Annotated in this window: 4 protein-coding genes; 2 read left to right on the forward strand and 2 right to left on the reverse strand. The window is 63.0% G+C overall.

What is annotated here, in order from left to right:
- Position 1: 1 nt before the first annotated feature.
- Positions 2-1,741 carry a type I secretion system permease/ATPase gene (locus BLS08_RS11670; RefSeq protein ID WP_017677436.1) on the reverse strand — a complete coding sequence of 580 codons (1,740 nt, stop codon included), beginning with the start codon at positions 1,739-1,741 and terminating at the stop codon, positions 2-4.
- Positions 1,742-2,407: 666 nt separating this feature from the next.
- Here BLS08_RS11670 and BLS08_RS11675 point away from each other — a divergent pair.
- On the forward strand, positions 2,408-14,656 hold the full coding sequence (locus tag BLS08_RS11675; protein WP_055987166.1) for a peroxidase family protein: 12,249 nt from the start codon (positions 2,408-2,410) through the stop codon (positions 14,654-14,656).
- A 74-nt stretch (positions 14,657-14,730) separates the two neighbouring features.
- Positions 14,731-15,399 (forward strand): response regulator, encoded by a 669-nt coding sequence (locus BLS08_RS11680; RefSeq protein ID WP_021490029.1) that lies wholly within the window; start codon positions 14,731-14,733, stop codon positions 15,397-15,399.
- 11 nt (positions 15,400-15,410) lie between these two features.
- Here the strand turns inward: BLS08_RS11680 and BLS08_RS11685 are convergent, their stop codons facing one another.
- On the reverse strand, positions 15,411-16,886 hold the full coding sequence (locus BLS08_RS11685; RefSeq protein ID WP_055987164.1) for a sensor histidine kinase: 1,476 nt from the start codon (positions 16,884-16,886) through the stop codon (positions 15,411-15,413).
- Between the last annotated feature and the right edge of the window lie 133 nt (positions 16,887-17,019).

Below are 17,019 nucleotides of genomic sequence, written 5' to 3' on the forward strand. Positions count from 1 at the left end.
ATCACTCCTTGGCCCGTACCGAGGCCAGAGTCGGCGACCCCTTGCCGGTGGGGATCACGTTGGCCTGGCGCAACGCAGCGAATACCTCATCGCGGCTGCCGAACATCTGCACAGCGCCTTCGCGCAGTACCAGCACCTTGTCCACCATGTTCAGCACGGCGGGGCGGTGGGAGATCAGCACCAGGGTCTTGCCGCGGTGCTTGAGGTCGAGCAGCGCTTGCAGCAACGCCGCTTCGCCGACGTCGTCGAGGCTGGCGTTGGGCTCGTCGAGGACGATCAGCGATGGCTCGCCGTAGAGTGCACGGGCCAGGCCGATACGTTGCTTCTGGCCGCCGGACAACGAGCTTCCGTCGGCGCTCAGGTGGGTGTCGTAGCCTTGCGGCAGGTGCAGGATCATTTCGTGCACGCCGGCCTGCCTGGCGGCGAGGATCACCGCCTCGCCGTCTATTGCGCCGAAGCGCGCGATGTTTTCGGCGACGCTGCCCTCGAACAACTCGACGTCCTGTGGCAGGTAGCCGAGCCAGGGACCCAGCTCAGCCTTGTTCCATTGATAGATATCGGCGCCGTCCAGGCGCACCTTGCCGCCTTGCGCCGGCCAGACGCCAACCAGCAGACGTGCCAGGGTGGATTTGCCTGAGGCTGAGGGGCCGATGATGCCTAGGGCCTCGCCGGGTGCCAGGTTGAAGCTGACACCGCGCAGGATCGGCGTGGGCGAGCCCGGTGCGCTGGCGAAGGCGTTCTCCACGTGGAGCATGCCCAGCGGCTTGGGTAGCGGCATGGATGGCTTGTGCGTAGGGAAGTCAGCCAGCAGCCCGGATAGCCGAGCCCAGGCTGCACGGCTGGAGAGCAACTGCTTCCAGGCCGAGATCACCTGCTCCACCGGCGCCATGGCACGGCCGGAGAGGATCGAGCAGGCGATCATCATGCCCGGGGTGATCGTGCCCTGGATCGCCAGCAAGGCGCCGGCACCAAGGATCAGTGACTGCAGGGTGACACGCACGAAACGACTGCCTCCGGCGATGTAGGCCGCGCGGTCGGAGGCCAGGGTCTGCAGCTCGAGAATTTTCAGGTGGTTGCCGAACCAGCGCTGGCGAATCGCCGGCAGCATGCCCATGGCCTCGATCACTTCGGCATTGCGCAGGTTGTTGTTGGCGAAACTGCCGGATACCAGCGAGGCCTGATTGGCCTCGGCCAGCGGCTTGCGCGTGCTGACTTCGGTGAGCCAGGCCAGGCCCACCAGCAGTAACGAGCCGATCAGGGTAATCAGGCCGAGCAGTGGGTGTACCAGGTAAATGACCAGCAGGAAGATCGGGGTCCAGGGGGCGTCGAAGAAGGCGAACAGGCCGTTACCGGTGAGAAACTGGCGAACTTGCGAGAGATCCTGCAGCGCCTGTGCCGGGTTGCCGCCGGCGCGGCGCAGGTTGCGCTCGAAGGCGGCGCCGAAGATGCGCTTGTTGAGCATCATGTCGAGGCGGTTGCCGACGCGGATCAGCACGCTTGAGCGCACCACCTCCAACAGCGCCATCAGTACATACAGACCGATCACCAGCACCGTGAGCATCAGCAGGGTGGTGACGTTGCTGCTGACCAGGGCACGGTCGTAGACCTGCAGCATATAAACCGCCGGGGTCAGCATCAGCAGGTTGATCACCCCACTGAAGGCGGCCAGGGCATAGAAGGTTCGGCGCAGACGAAACAACGCCTCGGCCAGCTCGGAACGCGGGGACTGCGGTACGTCCATGGGACCCTCCGGCACTGCTTGTTCGCTGGGCGTCCTGCGTGGTGTGACGGTATTTCGACGATTGGTGTGCAGGACTGTCTATTGGAGACATTTTATTGTCTCTTTGGGTGTCGCCTTCTAGGTATAGATGGATTTTTCGTCGATGTGCAAGGGATCTCAGCGTCTTATTTTTTCGATGTTTCGTTTTGTTTCATCAAAAAAATCTTTATTCAATAAAAGCTTATAGGAAATAAGGATAATTAATTAGGCGACTGACGGTATCTTGACAATCCTATCGGCTAGGACTTAAGTCTAGGCGTGTGATCCAAGCCAATAAGTCGACACGGCTTTCGTTGGCAAGCTCCTGCATGGGGTGATCACCATCGGAATCACGTTTTACCGGACGCCTGAGGCGTCTTTGCTAGGGCATTTCGCCGACCTGCAACTGCACGGGTCTCCTACTGCCTGATTTCTGACGCTAGGCTTCGTGCCAGCTTCAGCATAGGGACATACCAAATACTGATTGCACGCCGATTAGCCCAGCAGGTCGGCGTGGCAGCGTTTGGCCTCTATCCCGGGAACGCTCTGACGATTGCGTGATGCGCAACGGACAGGGTGGGCTGCTTCTGTGCCAGGGATTCCTCCGATTTCGCGCATTCAGCCGCTGGGTTTCAGAGGTGGAAGGAAATGGCCGATTTCATCAAATCCGATCTCAAGTTCATCCTGCAGCAGATTTTCATTGCTGAGGCGCATGCCGCCGGACAGAGCCTGAGCGAATTGCTGCCCAACTCCCAGGTGCCCTGGGGGCTGCGTACAGTGGATGGCAGCTACAACAATCTGGTGGAGGGCCGTACCTTCTGGGGCGCCGCCGACCAGGAGTTCCTCCTGTTGCTGGACCAACAGTTCCGCAACGACCAGGACGGCGACACCTTCGATATGAACGGTGCGGCGCCCGGTGGGCTGGTGACCAACACCGACTACGGCGCCGCCGGTAACGTGGCCGATGCCGACCCACGGATCATCTCCAACCTGATCGTCGACCAGACCATCAGCAACCCGGCGGCGGTACAGGTTTTCATTGATGCCGGGATGGGCGTGCTTGCCGACGGCAGCCAGCTGGACCCCGATGGCAACCCCTATCCCGTCGGCACCGTGCTGGATCTCGACGGTGTGGCGATTCCTGCCGGCCAGTCGTTATTTATTCCCAATACTGCGCCGGACGAAGGGCTTTCGGCCGGCTTCAATACCTGGTTCACCTTCTTCGGGCAGTTTTTCGACCATGGCCTGGACCTGGTCAACAAGGGCGACAACGGTTTCGTCTTCATTGCGCTGCAGCCGGACGATCCGCTGTACAACCCCGCCACGCCGCAGACCAACTTCATGGTCATCACCCGCGCCAGCGTCGAGGTGGATGCGGACGGCAACCGGGTGCACGTCAACCAGACCACGCCGTTCGTCGACCAGAACCAGACCTACAGCTCGCACGCTTCGCACCAGGTATTCCTGCGCGCCTATGTGCTGGTGGACGGCCAACCCATGGCCACCGGCAAGCTGCTGACCAACCGCGATCTGGGCGGCGATGGCATCTTCGGTACCGAGGACGACGTGGAACTGGGCGGCATGGCCACCTGGGCCGTGCTCAAGGCTCAGGCTCGCGATGTGCTGGGCATCGAACTGGACGATCAAGACGTCGGCCGGGTGCCGCTGCTGGCCACCGACCAGTACGGCAACTTCATCCCCGGCGCTAACGGCATGCCGCAACTGGTTACCGCCGGCGGCCTGGTCGAGGCCAGCCTGGATGCACCAGTGGACGCCTCCCTGGCGCTGACCACCGGTCATGGCTTCCTAGATGACATTGCCCATTCGGCCAACCCGTTCAACAGCCAGACCGGCGCGCCGCTGGTAGCCGATGCCGATGGTGTGGCCGGGGTCAATGACGGCCTGGCGGGCACCTACGACGATGAACTGCTCGACGCCCACTTCATGGCCGGCGATGGCCGGGTCAACGAGAACATCGGCCTGACCGCCGTGCATCATGTGTTCCACGCCGAGCACAACCGCCTGGTCGAACACACCAAGGACGTGGCCCTGCAGGCCGCCGCCGACGGTGATATCGCCTTCCTCAATCAGTGGCTGCTGCAGCCGGTCGGCGCGATTCCGGCCGATCTGTCGACCTTGGTATGGAACGGCGAACGGCTGTTCCAGGCCGCCAAGTTCGGTACCGAGATGCAGTACCAGCACCTGGTGTTCGAGGAGTTCGCCCGTAAGGTACAACCGCTGGTGGACGAGTTCCTCATCCCCAACGGTTACGATGCCACCATCAACCCGGCGATCATGGCCGAGTTCGCTCACACCGTGTATCGCTTCGGTCACTCGATGTTGACCGAGACCGTGGATCGCTTCGACCCGAGCTTCCAGAACGACAGCAGCATGGGCCTGATCGAGGCCTTCCTCAACCCATTGGCGTTCAATGACAACGGCACGCTGACGCCCGAAGAAGCTGCTGGCGCCATCGTCCGTGGCCTGACCCGGCAACTGGGCAACGAGATCGACGAGTTCGTCACCGGTGCTCTGCGCAGCAACCTGCTTGGCCTGCCGCTGGACCTGGCGGCGATCAATCTCGCCCGCGGTCGCGACACCGGCGTGCCATCGCTGAACGAGGCGCGCGCCGAGTTCTATGCCATGACCGGCGACAGCCAGCTCAAGCCCTACACCAGCTGGCTGGATTTCGCCCTGCACCTCAAGCACCCGGAATCGCTGATCAACTTCATCGCCGCCTACGGCACCCATGCCAGCATCACCGGGGTGACTTCGCTGGCGGCCAAGCGCGCGGCGGCCATGGATATCGTGTTCGGCGGTGGGGCGATTTCCGATGACGCGCGCATGGCCTTCCTCAACGGGCCGGCGGCCAGCACCGGGGTCAACGACATCGATTTCTGGATCGGTGGTCTGGCCGAGCAGATCATGCCCTTCGGCGGTATGCTCGGTTCCAGCTTCAACTTCGTTTTCGAGACGCAGATGGAGGCGCTGCAGAACGGCGACCGTTTCTACTACCTGGCGCGCCTGGACGGCCTCAACTTCCTCACCGAGATGGAGGACAACTCCTTCGCCAAACTGGTAATGCGCCATACCGACGCGGTGCACCTGCCGGCGGACATCTTCTCCAGACCGGGGCTGATCCTCGAGGTGAATCAGTCTGCGCAGTTCAACGACGGGCTCGGTAGCGCCGACCCGGTTGGCGACAATCCGCTGATCCCACTGGTGATCCGCGACAACCCGGAGACACCGGGTGTCGAAACCAACTACCTGCGTTACACCGGCGACGAGCATGTGGTGCTCGGCGGCACCGCAGGCGACGACGTGATGATCGGCAGCATCGGCGACGACACCCTGTGGGGCGACGGCGGCAATGACCGCCTGGAAGGCGGCGACGGCAACGACATGATTGAGGGCGGCGCCGGCCATGACATCATCACCGACAAGGGTGGCGATGATGTGCTCAAGGGTGGCGACGGCAATGACGTGATCCACGGCGGTAACGGCTTCAACCTGATCCTCGGCGGCCATGGCAACGACTTCATCATCACCGGTGAGGACGTTTCGGAGGTCTTTGCCGGCACTGGTAACGACTTCATCCTCGGCGCCAAGGGCAACCTGCAGACCATGGGTAACGAGGGCGACGACTGGATCGAGATCGGCACCCAGGACGGCGCGCCTGGCGACAACCTGGAACCCTTTGCCAGCGATAGCGTGAACGGCCATGACGTGTTCATCACGGGACCCGGCTTCGACGAGCTGATAGGCGAGGGCGGCGACGACATCATGGTCGGCTCCGAAGGCGCCGACCACTTCGATGGTGGCTCCGGTTTCGACTGGGCGGTGTACAAGAACGACCCCTTCGGGGTGAAGGTCGACCTGATCGTCGACGATTTCGTCGAGCCGCCGGTGGCTCCGTCCAATGCCGGTATCCTCGACCGTTTCGCCGAGGTGGAAGGTCTGTCCGGTTCGGCCCATGCCGATATCCTGCGCGGCGATAACGCCGACGCGGCGCTGATCGCCCAGGCCGGTGCCCGCGGCAGCGTACTGACGGCCGAGGGTATCGCCCGTATCGCCGGCATGCAGCAGATGCTCACCGAGTTCTTCGGGGCACCGCAGAGCTCCTTCGGCAGCGGCAACATCATCCTCGGCGGCGGCAGTAGTGACGTGCTGGAGGGACGCGGTGGCGACGACCTGCTCGACGGCGACCGCTGGCTCAACGTACGCATCAGCGTGCGCGCCGGGATGGATGCCGACGGTAATCCTAGCGGCCCGGAAATCGCGTCCTTCAACAGCATGAAGGACATGATGCACCTGATGCTCGACGGCACCTACAACCCCGGGCAACTGATGATCGTGCGCGAGATTCTCGACAGCGCCGATAGCTTCGATACTGCGTTGTATGCCGGCCCGCGCGAGAACTACACGGTGACCACGCTTGCCGGCGTGACCATCGTCACCGACAACGTCGGCGACGAAGGCACCGACCGCCTGCTCAATATCGAGCGCATCCAGTTTGCCGACAGCGCACTGGTGTGGGTCGGCGGCCAGTTCGTCGACGAAGTGGCCGGTACCCAGCAGGGCGGCAATTTCTCGCCCACGGGCACGCTGCAGATTCTCGATGCTGGCAGTGGTAATCCAGATAGCACCCCGGCGGTCGGTCAGTTGCTGCGGGTTTCGGCTGCTGGGGTCGTGGATGCGGACAATGCCGGAGGGCTGATCACCGGTCGGCCAGTCAGCTATGTCTGGCAGTACGAGGCAGAGCCCGGCTCGGGCATCTTCCAGGACATCATCGTCGAGGGCGGCGCCCGGCCGTCCACCCAGGATGGCGTTTCCTATCGCGTCACCCCCGATCTGGATGGTCTGGCAATCCGTGTGATCGCCACCTACCAGGACGATAACGGTGTGCTGGAGCGAGTGTCTTCCGCTGCCACTCAGCCGGTGGCTGGAGGCTCGATACCCTTGCCGCCGCCACCGCTGCCGGTGGAAAGCGATGTGGTCAGCCCCGGCAATGGTCTGCGCCTGATCCGCTCCGACCTGCAGTTCATCCTCGACCAGATTCTTATCGCCGAGCGCCATGCCGCCGGCGAGGACCTGATGGATATCATCCCCAACTCGCGCCTGCCCTGGGGCCTGCGTACGGTGGATGGCTCGTTCAACAACCTGGTGCCGGGGCAGCAGTACTTCGGCGCGGCGGATCAGCCGTTCCCGACCGCGACGACGCAGAACTTCATCAACGACCCGGATGGCGACAGCATCGATCTTAACGGGCCGTTACCGGGCGGTGTGTTCGTCAATGGCAACTATGCCTACGATCCGACCAACCCTGCCTCGCCGCGCGACGTGGTGGACGCCGACCCGCGGACCATCTCCAACCTGATCGTCGACCAGACCATCACCAACCTGGCGGCGGTGCAGGCCTATGTCGATGCCGGCCTGGGTACTCTGGACGCCAACGGCGTGCTGCTGGATCTCAACGGCCAGCCGATCCCGGGCGGGGTGCCGCTGTTCATTCCCAACAGTGCTCCGGACGAGGGGCTGTCGGCGGGCTTCAACTCCTGGTTCACCCTGTTCGGCCAGTTCTTCGATCACGGCCTGGACCTGGTCAACAAGGGCGGCAACGGCACGGTGTTCATCCCGCTGCAGCCTGATGATCCGCTCTATGTCGAGGGTGGCTCGGCCAACTTCATGGTACTGACGCGCGCCACCAACCAGGCGGTGCTGGCCGGTACGGACGGTGTGCTTGGCACCTCCGATGACGTGCATGTGCATGTCAACCAGACCACGCCTTTCGTCGACCAGAACCAGACCTACACCTCGCATGCCTCGCACCAGGTGTTCCTGCGCGAGTACGCCATGACCGACGAGGGCCCGGTGGCTACCGGGCGCCTGCTCAACGGTGCCGATGGCGGCCTGCCGACCTGGGCCGAAATCAAGGCCCAGGCGCTCGACATGCTGGGCATCGTGCTGAGCGATGCCGATGTGGTGAACGTGCCGCTGCTGGCCACCGACCAGTACGGCAAGTTCATCCCGGGTGGCAACGGCTATCCGCAGTTCGTCACCGGTGGTGGTCTGGTTTCCGCCGGGCCGGGTGGGGTGGAGGTGCCCAACGATGTGATTCGCACCAATCACGCCTTCCTCGACGATATTGCGCATAACGCCAACCCCTTCAACAGCCAGACTGGCGCGCTGAAGACGGCCGATGGCGACGATGCCGTGGGGCTGACCCTCGGCGGCGGGCAGAGCAGCGGCAACACCTACGACGATGAGCTGCTCGATGCCCACTTCATTACCGGCGACGGTCGCGGCAACGAGAATATCGGTCTGACCGCCATTCACCATGTGTTCCATGCCGAGCACAACCGCGTGGTGGCGCATACCAAGGACGTGGTGCTGGCCTCCAACGACATCAACTTCATCAACCAGTGGTTGCTGGAGCCGGTGAACAGTCTGCCGGGCAGCCCGGATGGCTTGGTGTGGAACGGCGAGCGGCTGTTCCAGGCCGCGCGTTTCGCCACCGAGATGCAGTATCAGCACCTGGTGTTCGAGGAGTTCGCGCGCAAGGTGCAGCCGCAGGTGGACGTGTTCTTCAACGCCACCCAGGTCTACGACAGCACCCTCAACCCGGCGATCCTCGCCGAGTTCGCCCACGTGGTATACCGCTTCGGCCACTCGATGCTGACCGAGACGGTAGATCGCTTCGACCCGAATTTCGTCTCCAGCGAACTGGGGTTGATTGAGGCCTTCCTCAATCCACTGATGTTCAACCAGTTGAGAAATCCGGACTTCGATCCACTACAGCCAGTGGGACCGGGCAATCCGGAATACATCACCGTCTCGGCGGAAGAAGCCGCTGGCGCCCTGGCGCGCGGCATGACCCGGCAGCTCGGCAACGAGATCGACGAGTTCGTCACCGAGGCCCTGCGCAACAACCTGCTTGGCCTACCGCTGGACCTGGCGACGATCAACCTGGCCCGTGGTCGCGATACCGGGGTGCCGTCGCTCAACGCGGCGCGTCAGGAGTTCTACAACATGACCGGCGATAGCCAGCTCAAGCCGTACACCAGCTGGGTCGACTTCGCCATGAACCTCAAGCACCAGACCTCGCTGGTCAACTTCATCGCCGCCTATGGTACGCATGAGGCGTTGCTGGCTCTCGACGTCAATACCCTGGCCGAGAAGCGGGCGGTGGCCTTCGCCCTGGTATTCGGCGGCACGGCGTTGATCAACGAGGGAACCGCCGAGGAGCGGTTGTTCGATGCCGATGGTGCTGGCGTCAACCGTGCCGCCTTCCTCTATGGTCCGGCGGCCACTACCGGGGTCAACGCCATCGACTTCTGGATCGGCGGCCTGGCCGAGAAGATCATGCCCTTCGGCGGCATGCTCGGCTCCACCTTCAACTTCGTCTTCGAGACGCAGATGGAGGCTTTGCAGGATGCCGACCGTTTCTACTACCTGGAGCGCCTGGCCGGTCTGAACATGCTCACCGAGATGGAGAACAACTTCTTCTCGCGCATTGTCATGGCCAACACCGATGCCACTCACCTGCCGGGAGATATCTTCTCCACCCCGGGCTTTATCCTCGAGGTGGACCAAGCCAGGCAGTACACCGGCCTGGGCGACGATGGCCGCGCCGATCCGGAAGGCGACAACCCGCTGCTGCCAGACGTTATGCGCGGGCCAAACTTCCTGCAGTACAACGGCGGCGAGCACGTGGTGCTCGGCGGCACGGACGGCAATGACACCCTGGTGGGCGGCATCGGCGACGACACCCTGTGGGGCGACGCCGGTAATGACCGCCTGGAGGGCGGCTTCGGCAACGACTTGCACATGGGCGGAGCCGGCGACGACATCATTACCGACATGGGCGGTGACGACATCATTCGCGCCGGCGAAGGCAACGACGTGGTGCATGCCGGCAACGGCATCAATCTGGTGATGGCTGGCCACGGCAAGGACTTCGTCATCTCCGGCGAAGACTCCACCGAGGTGTTCGGCGGCCCGGGCGACGACTTCATCCTCGGCACCCGCGGCAACGAGGCGCAGTTCGGTAACGAAGGCAACGACTGGCTGGAACTGGGCGGTCCCGACGGCAACGGCGGCGACAACTTCAACGAGTTCGGCCTGGACGACGTGATCGGCCATGACGTGTTCATCGGCGAGTTCGGCATCATCGACCGCATGGACGGCGAGGGTGGTGACGACATCATGTTCGGCAACGGTGGCGAGGGCGACCGCTACGTCGGTGGCTCCGGCTTCGACTGGGCGGGCTTCCGCGACGATCCGTTCGGGGTCAACGTCGACTTCCGTCTGCGCGCCTTCGATGAAACGCCGGTGGCACCGTCCGATGTGTCGGTGCTGGCGCGCTTCGAATTCATGGAAGGGCTGTCGGGCTCGCACCATGCCGATATTCTCAACGGCGACGACCGCGACGCCACGGCCATCGCTCTGTCCGGTGCCTACGGCAGCGTGCTGAGCGACGACTATATGGACATGGTCGACGGCTTGCGGGCGTTCATCAACCAACTGGCCGATCCACTGACCACCTCCGGCGAGGTCACCTCCTTTGGTGCGGGCAATATCATCCTCGGCGGCAATGGCAGCGATCTGATTGCCGGTAACGGCGGCGACGACCTGATCGACGGTGACATGTGGCTCAACGTGCGTATCAGCGTGCGTGCGAACAACGACGGTACGGGCCCGGAAATCGCCACCTTCAACAGCATGGTGCCGATGATCCCGTTCATGCTCAACGGCACCTACAACCCGGGGCAACTGGTCATCGTCCGCGAGCTGATGCCCGGTACGGTCGACCCGAACAACCTCGGGAACTCCTTCGATACGGCGGTCTACTCGGGGCTGATGTCCGAGTATGAAGTGATCGAGTGGGGCGACGGCCTGTGGGGCGTGCGTCATATCGGTCCGGCGCCCGTTGACAACGACGGTGACGGCCAGCTCGATGCGGTCGGCGCCGATGGCGCGGACATGATCCGCAATATCGAGCGCATCCAGTTCAACGATCAGGCCATGGTGCTGGTCGAAGGACGCAATGCCGAGGTGGAAGGCGTGCTGCGTATCAGCGACGGCTCGCCCAGTGTCGGCCAGGTGCTCAGCGTCTCGGCCGCGCTGGTGCGCGACGCCGACAACATCGGCGTCGGTAATCCGAACGGCGCCATCACCGGGCCGATCAGCTACTACTGGCAGGTGGATCCTGAGGGCGACGGTACCTTCGAAGATATCGTGACGGAAAACATCGGCGGCGAGGCCGCCCGTGCTACCGGCCCGAACTTCACCGTGACACCCGAGCTCGAGGGCCTGGCCCTGCGCGTCAAGGCGATCTACAAGGACGCTCACGGCGTGCTGGAGACCGTGTTCTCGACGCCAACCACGGCCGTTACTCTGGTGGGCGATCCGAACGACCTGCCGGTGGGCACGGTATCGCTCAGCAATCCGCTGCCGCTGAGTGGGCAACCCCTCTCTGCCATCCTGGACTTCACCGATGCCGATGGCTTGGCGGGTGTCGAATTCCACTATCAGTGGCAGCGCGGTGACGGGGTGAGCTTTACCGATATACCCGGTGCCAACAACGCGACGTTCCTGCCCGGCCAGGCCCTGGCCGGACAGATGCTCCGCGTGCTGGTCAGTTATACCGACAATGGCAATACCCTCGAACTGGTGACCTCGGTCGCCGTGATGCTCGGCCTGGGTATCGCCGGTACTGCCGGTGACGATCTGCTGATCGGCACGCCCGCCGTGGATATGCTCGAGGGCATGGCAGGCAACGACACCCTCATCGGTCTGGCCAGCGATGACCTGCTCTATGGCGGCGAAGGCAATGACTTCATCGATGGTGGAGAAGGCGATGACCTGATGGTCGGTGGCCCGGGCAACGATACCTATGTAGTCGACAGTGTTGGCGATCAGGTCGTTGAGCTGGCCGGCGAGGGCACGGATACCGTGCGGACCACGCTCGCCAGTTACAGCCTGGGCGATCAGGTGGAGAACCTGACTTTCATCGGCACGGGCAACTTCACCGGCGCCGGCAATGCGCTCAGTAACCTGATCATCGGCGGTACCGGGGATGACACGCTGCAGGGCGGCGATGGCAACGATACCCTGCAAGGCGGCACTGGCAATGATCTGCTCGATGGCGGCACAGGTACCGACAGCATGAGTGGCGGTGCTGGTGACGATATCTACAGGGTGGATAACTTCGCCGATCAGGTCAACGAGGCGGCCAATGCCGGCAACGATACCGTGCTCACCACACTGGCCAGTTACGTGCTGGGCGCCAACGTTGAGAATCTCAGCTTCATCGGCGTCGGGGCGTTCGTCGGAACCGGTAATACCCTGGCCAACGTCATCGTCGGTGGCGGCAGTAACGACACGCTCAACGGTGGGGCGGGTAACGACACCCTGATTGGTGGCACGGGCGCCGACATCATGATCGGCGGTGCTGGCAACGATACCTATGAGGTCGACGAAGTCGGTGATCAGGTCGTGGAAGGTGCGGGCGGCGGTACGGATCTGGTTCGCACCACGCTGACCAGCTACACCCTGGGCGCCAATGTCGAGCACCTGACCTACCTCGGCGCGGATGCCTTCACCGGTACCGGTAACGGCTTGGCCAATACCATCATCGGCGGGACGGGCAATGATGTGCTCGATGGTGGGGCTGGCAACGACTCCATGAGCGGTGGTACCGGCAACGATACCTATGTGGTCAACGCGGCTGGCGATCAGGTGGTCGAGGAGGTAGATGGCGGAACCGATACGGTCAGTACGACGCTGGCCAGCTACACCCTGGGTGCCAATGTCGAGAACCTGTTCAAGGTCAATGGCGGCAACTTCACCGGTACGGGTAATGCCTTGGCCAACCAAATCGTCGGCGGCAGCGGTAACGATGTGCTCAACGGCCTGGCCGGCGATGATGTGCTGGAAGGTGGTGTGGGCAACGACACCCTGGATGGTGGCACGGGCGACGACCTGATGATCGGTGGTGCCGGCAACGACACCTACGTGGTCGACAGCCTCGGCGACCAGCTAATCGAGGAGGAGGGAGGCGGCACCGACACTGTGCGCACAACGCTGAACAACTACACCCTGGCTGCATTCGTCGAACACCTGACCTTCATCGGTGCAGGCAATTTCGTCGGAACCGGCAATGCTCTGGCCAATACCATCACTGGTGGTGCAGGCAACGATGTGCTCGATGGTGGGGCGGGCGCAGACCGCATGGTCGGTGGCGCCGGTAGCGATTTCTACTACGTCGACAATGCCGGCGATGTGGTGGTGGAAGCGGCAGGCGCTGGCGCCGACACGGTGTACTCGACCCTGGCCAATTACACTCTGAGTGCCAATGTCGAGAACCTGATCCATGGCGGGGTCGGCAGCACTGTGGCCAACGGTAATACGCTGGCCAACGTGATGCAGGGCAATCTGGGCAACGACGTGCTCAATGGCCTGGGTGGCAACGATACCCTGCAGGGCATGGACGGCGACGATACCCTCGATGGTGGCGCCGGCAATGACCTGCTCGAGGGTGGCGGTGGTGATGACATCCTTCTCGGCGGGGCCGGCAATGACACCCTGATCGGGGGCAGCGGCAACGACTTCCTCGATGGTGGTGCGGGCAATGACCTCATGCGTGGTGGTAGCGGCAATGACATTTACGTGGTCAATGCGGTTGGCGATCAGGTCATCGAAGAGGCCGATGAGGGCATCGATACGGTACGCACCACTCTGGCCACCTACACCCTGGGGGCCAATGTCGAGAATCTGGTCAAGATCAACGGCGGAGCCTTCACCGGCAACGGCAACGAGCTGGCCAACCAGATCGTCGGCGGAGGTGCTAACGACGTGCTCAACGGCCTGGCCGGTGACGATGTGCTGGAAGGCGGTGCCGGTAACGACACGCTCAACGGCGGCGAGGGTGACGACCTGATGGTCGGCGGTGTCGGCAACGACACCTATGTGGTCGACAGTGTGGGCGACCAGGTAGTGGAGGGCGTTGGTGCAGGAACCGACACGGTGCGCACCACGCTGTCCAGTTACACCCTGGGCGACAACGTGGAGCATCTCACCTTCATCGGCGCCGGCAACTTCAGCGGTACCGGTAATGCCCTCAACAATACCCTCACCGGCGGTGCCGGAGACGACGTGCTGGACGGTGGCGCAGGCATCGACCGTCTTGTCGGTGGTGCGGGTAACGACAGTTACTACGTCGATGTTGCGGGAGATGTGATCGTCGAGGCGGCCAATGGCGGAGTGGATACGGTGTACTCCAGCAGTGCCAGCTACATCCTGGGCGCCAATGTGGAAAACCTGGTGCATATCGGCGGCAACGCCACAAATGCGGCCGGTAATGGCTTGGCCAACACGATGTCTGGCGGTGTAGGCAATGACACCCTCAGTGGGTTGGGCGGCAACGATCTGCTGTATGGCGGCGAAGGTAACGACACCCTGATAGGCGGCGCCGGTATCGATCAGCTGTACGGCGAGGCCGGCAATGACACCCTGCTGGGCGGTGACGGCAACGACCTGCTGGATGGTGACGATGGCAACGATGTGCTGATCGGTGGCCTGGGCAACGACGTGATGACCGGTGGCGCTGGCGATGACTTCATGGATGCCAGTCAGGGCAACGACATCCTGGTGTTCGGTGCGAACTTTGGCAACGACACCGTGATCGGCTTCGATGCCAATCCGGCTGGTGGTCAGGATCTGCTGAACATCGCGGCCTTCGGTCTGACGCTGGACACCTTCGCCAGCCGGGTCGCCATCGGCGATGCCGGAAACGACACGGTGGTGACCATCAATGGCGTCGATGGCGGCACCATCACCCTGGTTGGAGTCACCAATCACACCACGGTGACGGTAGCTGACTTCCAGTTGAGTTGAGTCGGGAAGCATGGTGCCTGGCTTTGCCAGGCACCATGGCGACAAGGGTATAAACCTTGAGGGGAGCATATTCGATGAGTGACAAGATCAAGGTGGGCATAGTCGACGACCATCCACTGCTACGGCAGGGGGTCGCCGCGACCCTGGGCCGGGTCGAGGACTTCGAGGTAGTGGAGCAGGGCGGTTGCGCCGACGAAGCGCGGGAAATTTCCGCGCGCTGTCAGCCCGATGTGCTGCTGATGGATGTCAACATGCCGGGCGATACCTTCGCTGCGGTACGCGCCATCAGCAAGGCGCAGCCGAAGGTCAAGGTGTTGATGCTGACGGTGTCGGAGTCCGAGGACGACGCCTATTCGGCCCTGGAGGGCGGCGCCCAGGGCTACGTGCTAAAGGGGGTCAGTGGTCCTGAGCTGATTCAGGCGATTCGCACCGTGGCCAAGGGTGAAACATTTATCACCCCGGCGCTGGCGACGCGCCTGCTGAGCAACTTCCGCAAGCACCAGACCGAGCAGCGTGGGGTAGACCTCACCCACCGCGAAGAACAGATCATCCGCGAGGTCGCCAACGGTCTGACCAATCGTGAGGTGGCGGCCAAGCTGGGTTTGAGCGAGAAGACGGTGAAGTACTACATGACCAACGTGATGCAGAAGCTGCATGCGCGCAATCGTGTCGAGGCGGTGGCGGCAGTGCGCCGCTATTGGGAAAGCCACAAGACCTGGACGGTAGGCATCGGTGCGCCGTGACGGCACAGGTGTTACTGGCAGTTTTCGTCATCGTGTAAATCGAATCTGGCCGTGACCCGGGTACCTTGCCCGGGGGCCGATTCGAGCTCGAACGTCCCGCCCAGAGACTCCACCCGATAGCGCATGCCCACCAGTCCCAGGCGCGAGCGATGTGACCCTGTCGCGGCCTGAAGACCCTGATCAATGCCTGCGCCGGCGTCCGCCACCTGTACTTCCAGTACGCCCTGCCGGCACTCGGCACTGACCCGCTGTCCCTGGCCGCCGGCATGGTGGAAGGCGTTGTTCAACGCCTCCTGTACCAGCCGGTAGACGCAGATCTTGTAGGGCAGACTCAGCGCCTCGGGTAACTCGCCGAGATCTAGCTGCACCTTGGTTTCGCTGCGCTGTTCATGGCGTTGCACCACCAGCTTGAGCAACTCGTCCAGGCTCAGCTCGTTGATCTCCGGCAGCGCCAGGCCGCGGGAGATGCCGCGGATCTCGCACAGGCTGTCCTGGGCGGCGCTGCGGATGGTCTCCAGCGCATCGTTCTGCCCCGTTGGGCAAAGTTCGGCGAGCTCGTCCAGACGCAGCAGGATCAGGGTCAGGAGCTGCGCCGGGCCGTCGTGCAGATCGGCGCCCAGGCGCCGGTGGGTCAGCTCGTTGATGGTGGCGAACTCCTGGCTGGCGGTGCTGACCCGGCGTTGCAGCGCGGCGTTCTGCTGGTGCAAGGCCTCCTGCTCGCGCATCTGCTGACGCAGGATCGCCTGCTGGCGCTCGATGATGCGGTCGCCGCGGCGGACGATGAGAAACAGCAACAGGAGCATGGCCAGGGTGGCGGCGGCGATGATCGCCCAGACCTGCTGGTGGATGCTGCCGATCTCGTGCTCCATCTCGTAGAATTCACCGATGGCGATGATCCGTCCGCTACCGAACTCGCGCAGCGGCACGTAGGTCTCGTACAGCGGTCGGTTGAAGCTGCGCTCGTAGGCGTGCTCGTCATGATCCAGCGGGCTCAGGCGGGTGACCACCTTGCCCTGCATGGCCTCGGCGATGGGGCCGGCCGGGTGATAGTAGAAGACCGGCCGTTTGCTGGTGCTGTAGACGTTGCGCCCATCGGGCAACCAGATCTTCACCGAAACGATGTGCTGTTTGAGCGACGTGTCTTTCATCAGGTTGTCGATGGCTTGCACGCTTTCGGTTTTCAGCGTGCTGGCCGAGGCCAGTTCCTGCACATATTCGTCCAGATACGCTTCCATGTAGATGGCCGCGCCTTCGCCGGCGCTGTGCGCGGCTGCCAGCCTGATCTGCTGGCTGACCAGGCTGCCGACGAAGGCCATGCTCAGGCCCAGGATCAATGCGGCGAGCAGGATGAATTGAGTCGAGCGGTTGAGCCCGGCCAGAGGGTGCCAGAGGCGCTGAGGCCAGGTGTCTGGCGATTCGACCATGGTCTGATCTGCAGGCTCGACGAAAGTCTTCGAATTTGATTCGACCTTTGCCTCTGTGGCCATTCGCCTTGCTCCCCGATGCTGGTGACAAGCGCTTTGTGCAGGCAGCCGATGCAATCAGTCGACGCCTGTCTCAACAAGCTAGTCCAGGATGCGCTGCGGGGCGGCTTTTATAGCGGTTGCCGCCTCGACTGGA

It is taken from the genome of Ectopseudomonas chengduensis (genome assembly GCF_900102635.1).
Classification (GTDB): domain Bacteria; phylum Pseudomonadota; class Gammaproteobacteria; order Pseudomonadales; family Pseudomonadaceae; genus Aquipseudomonas; species Aquipseudomonas chengduensis.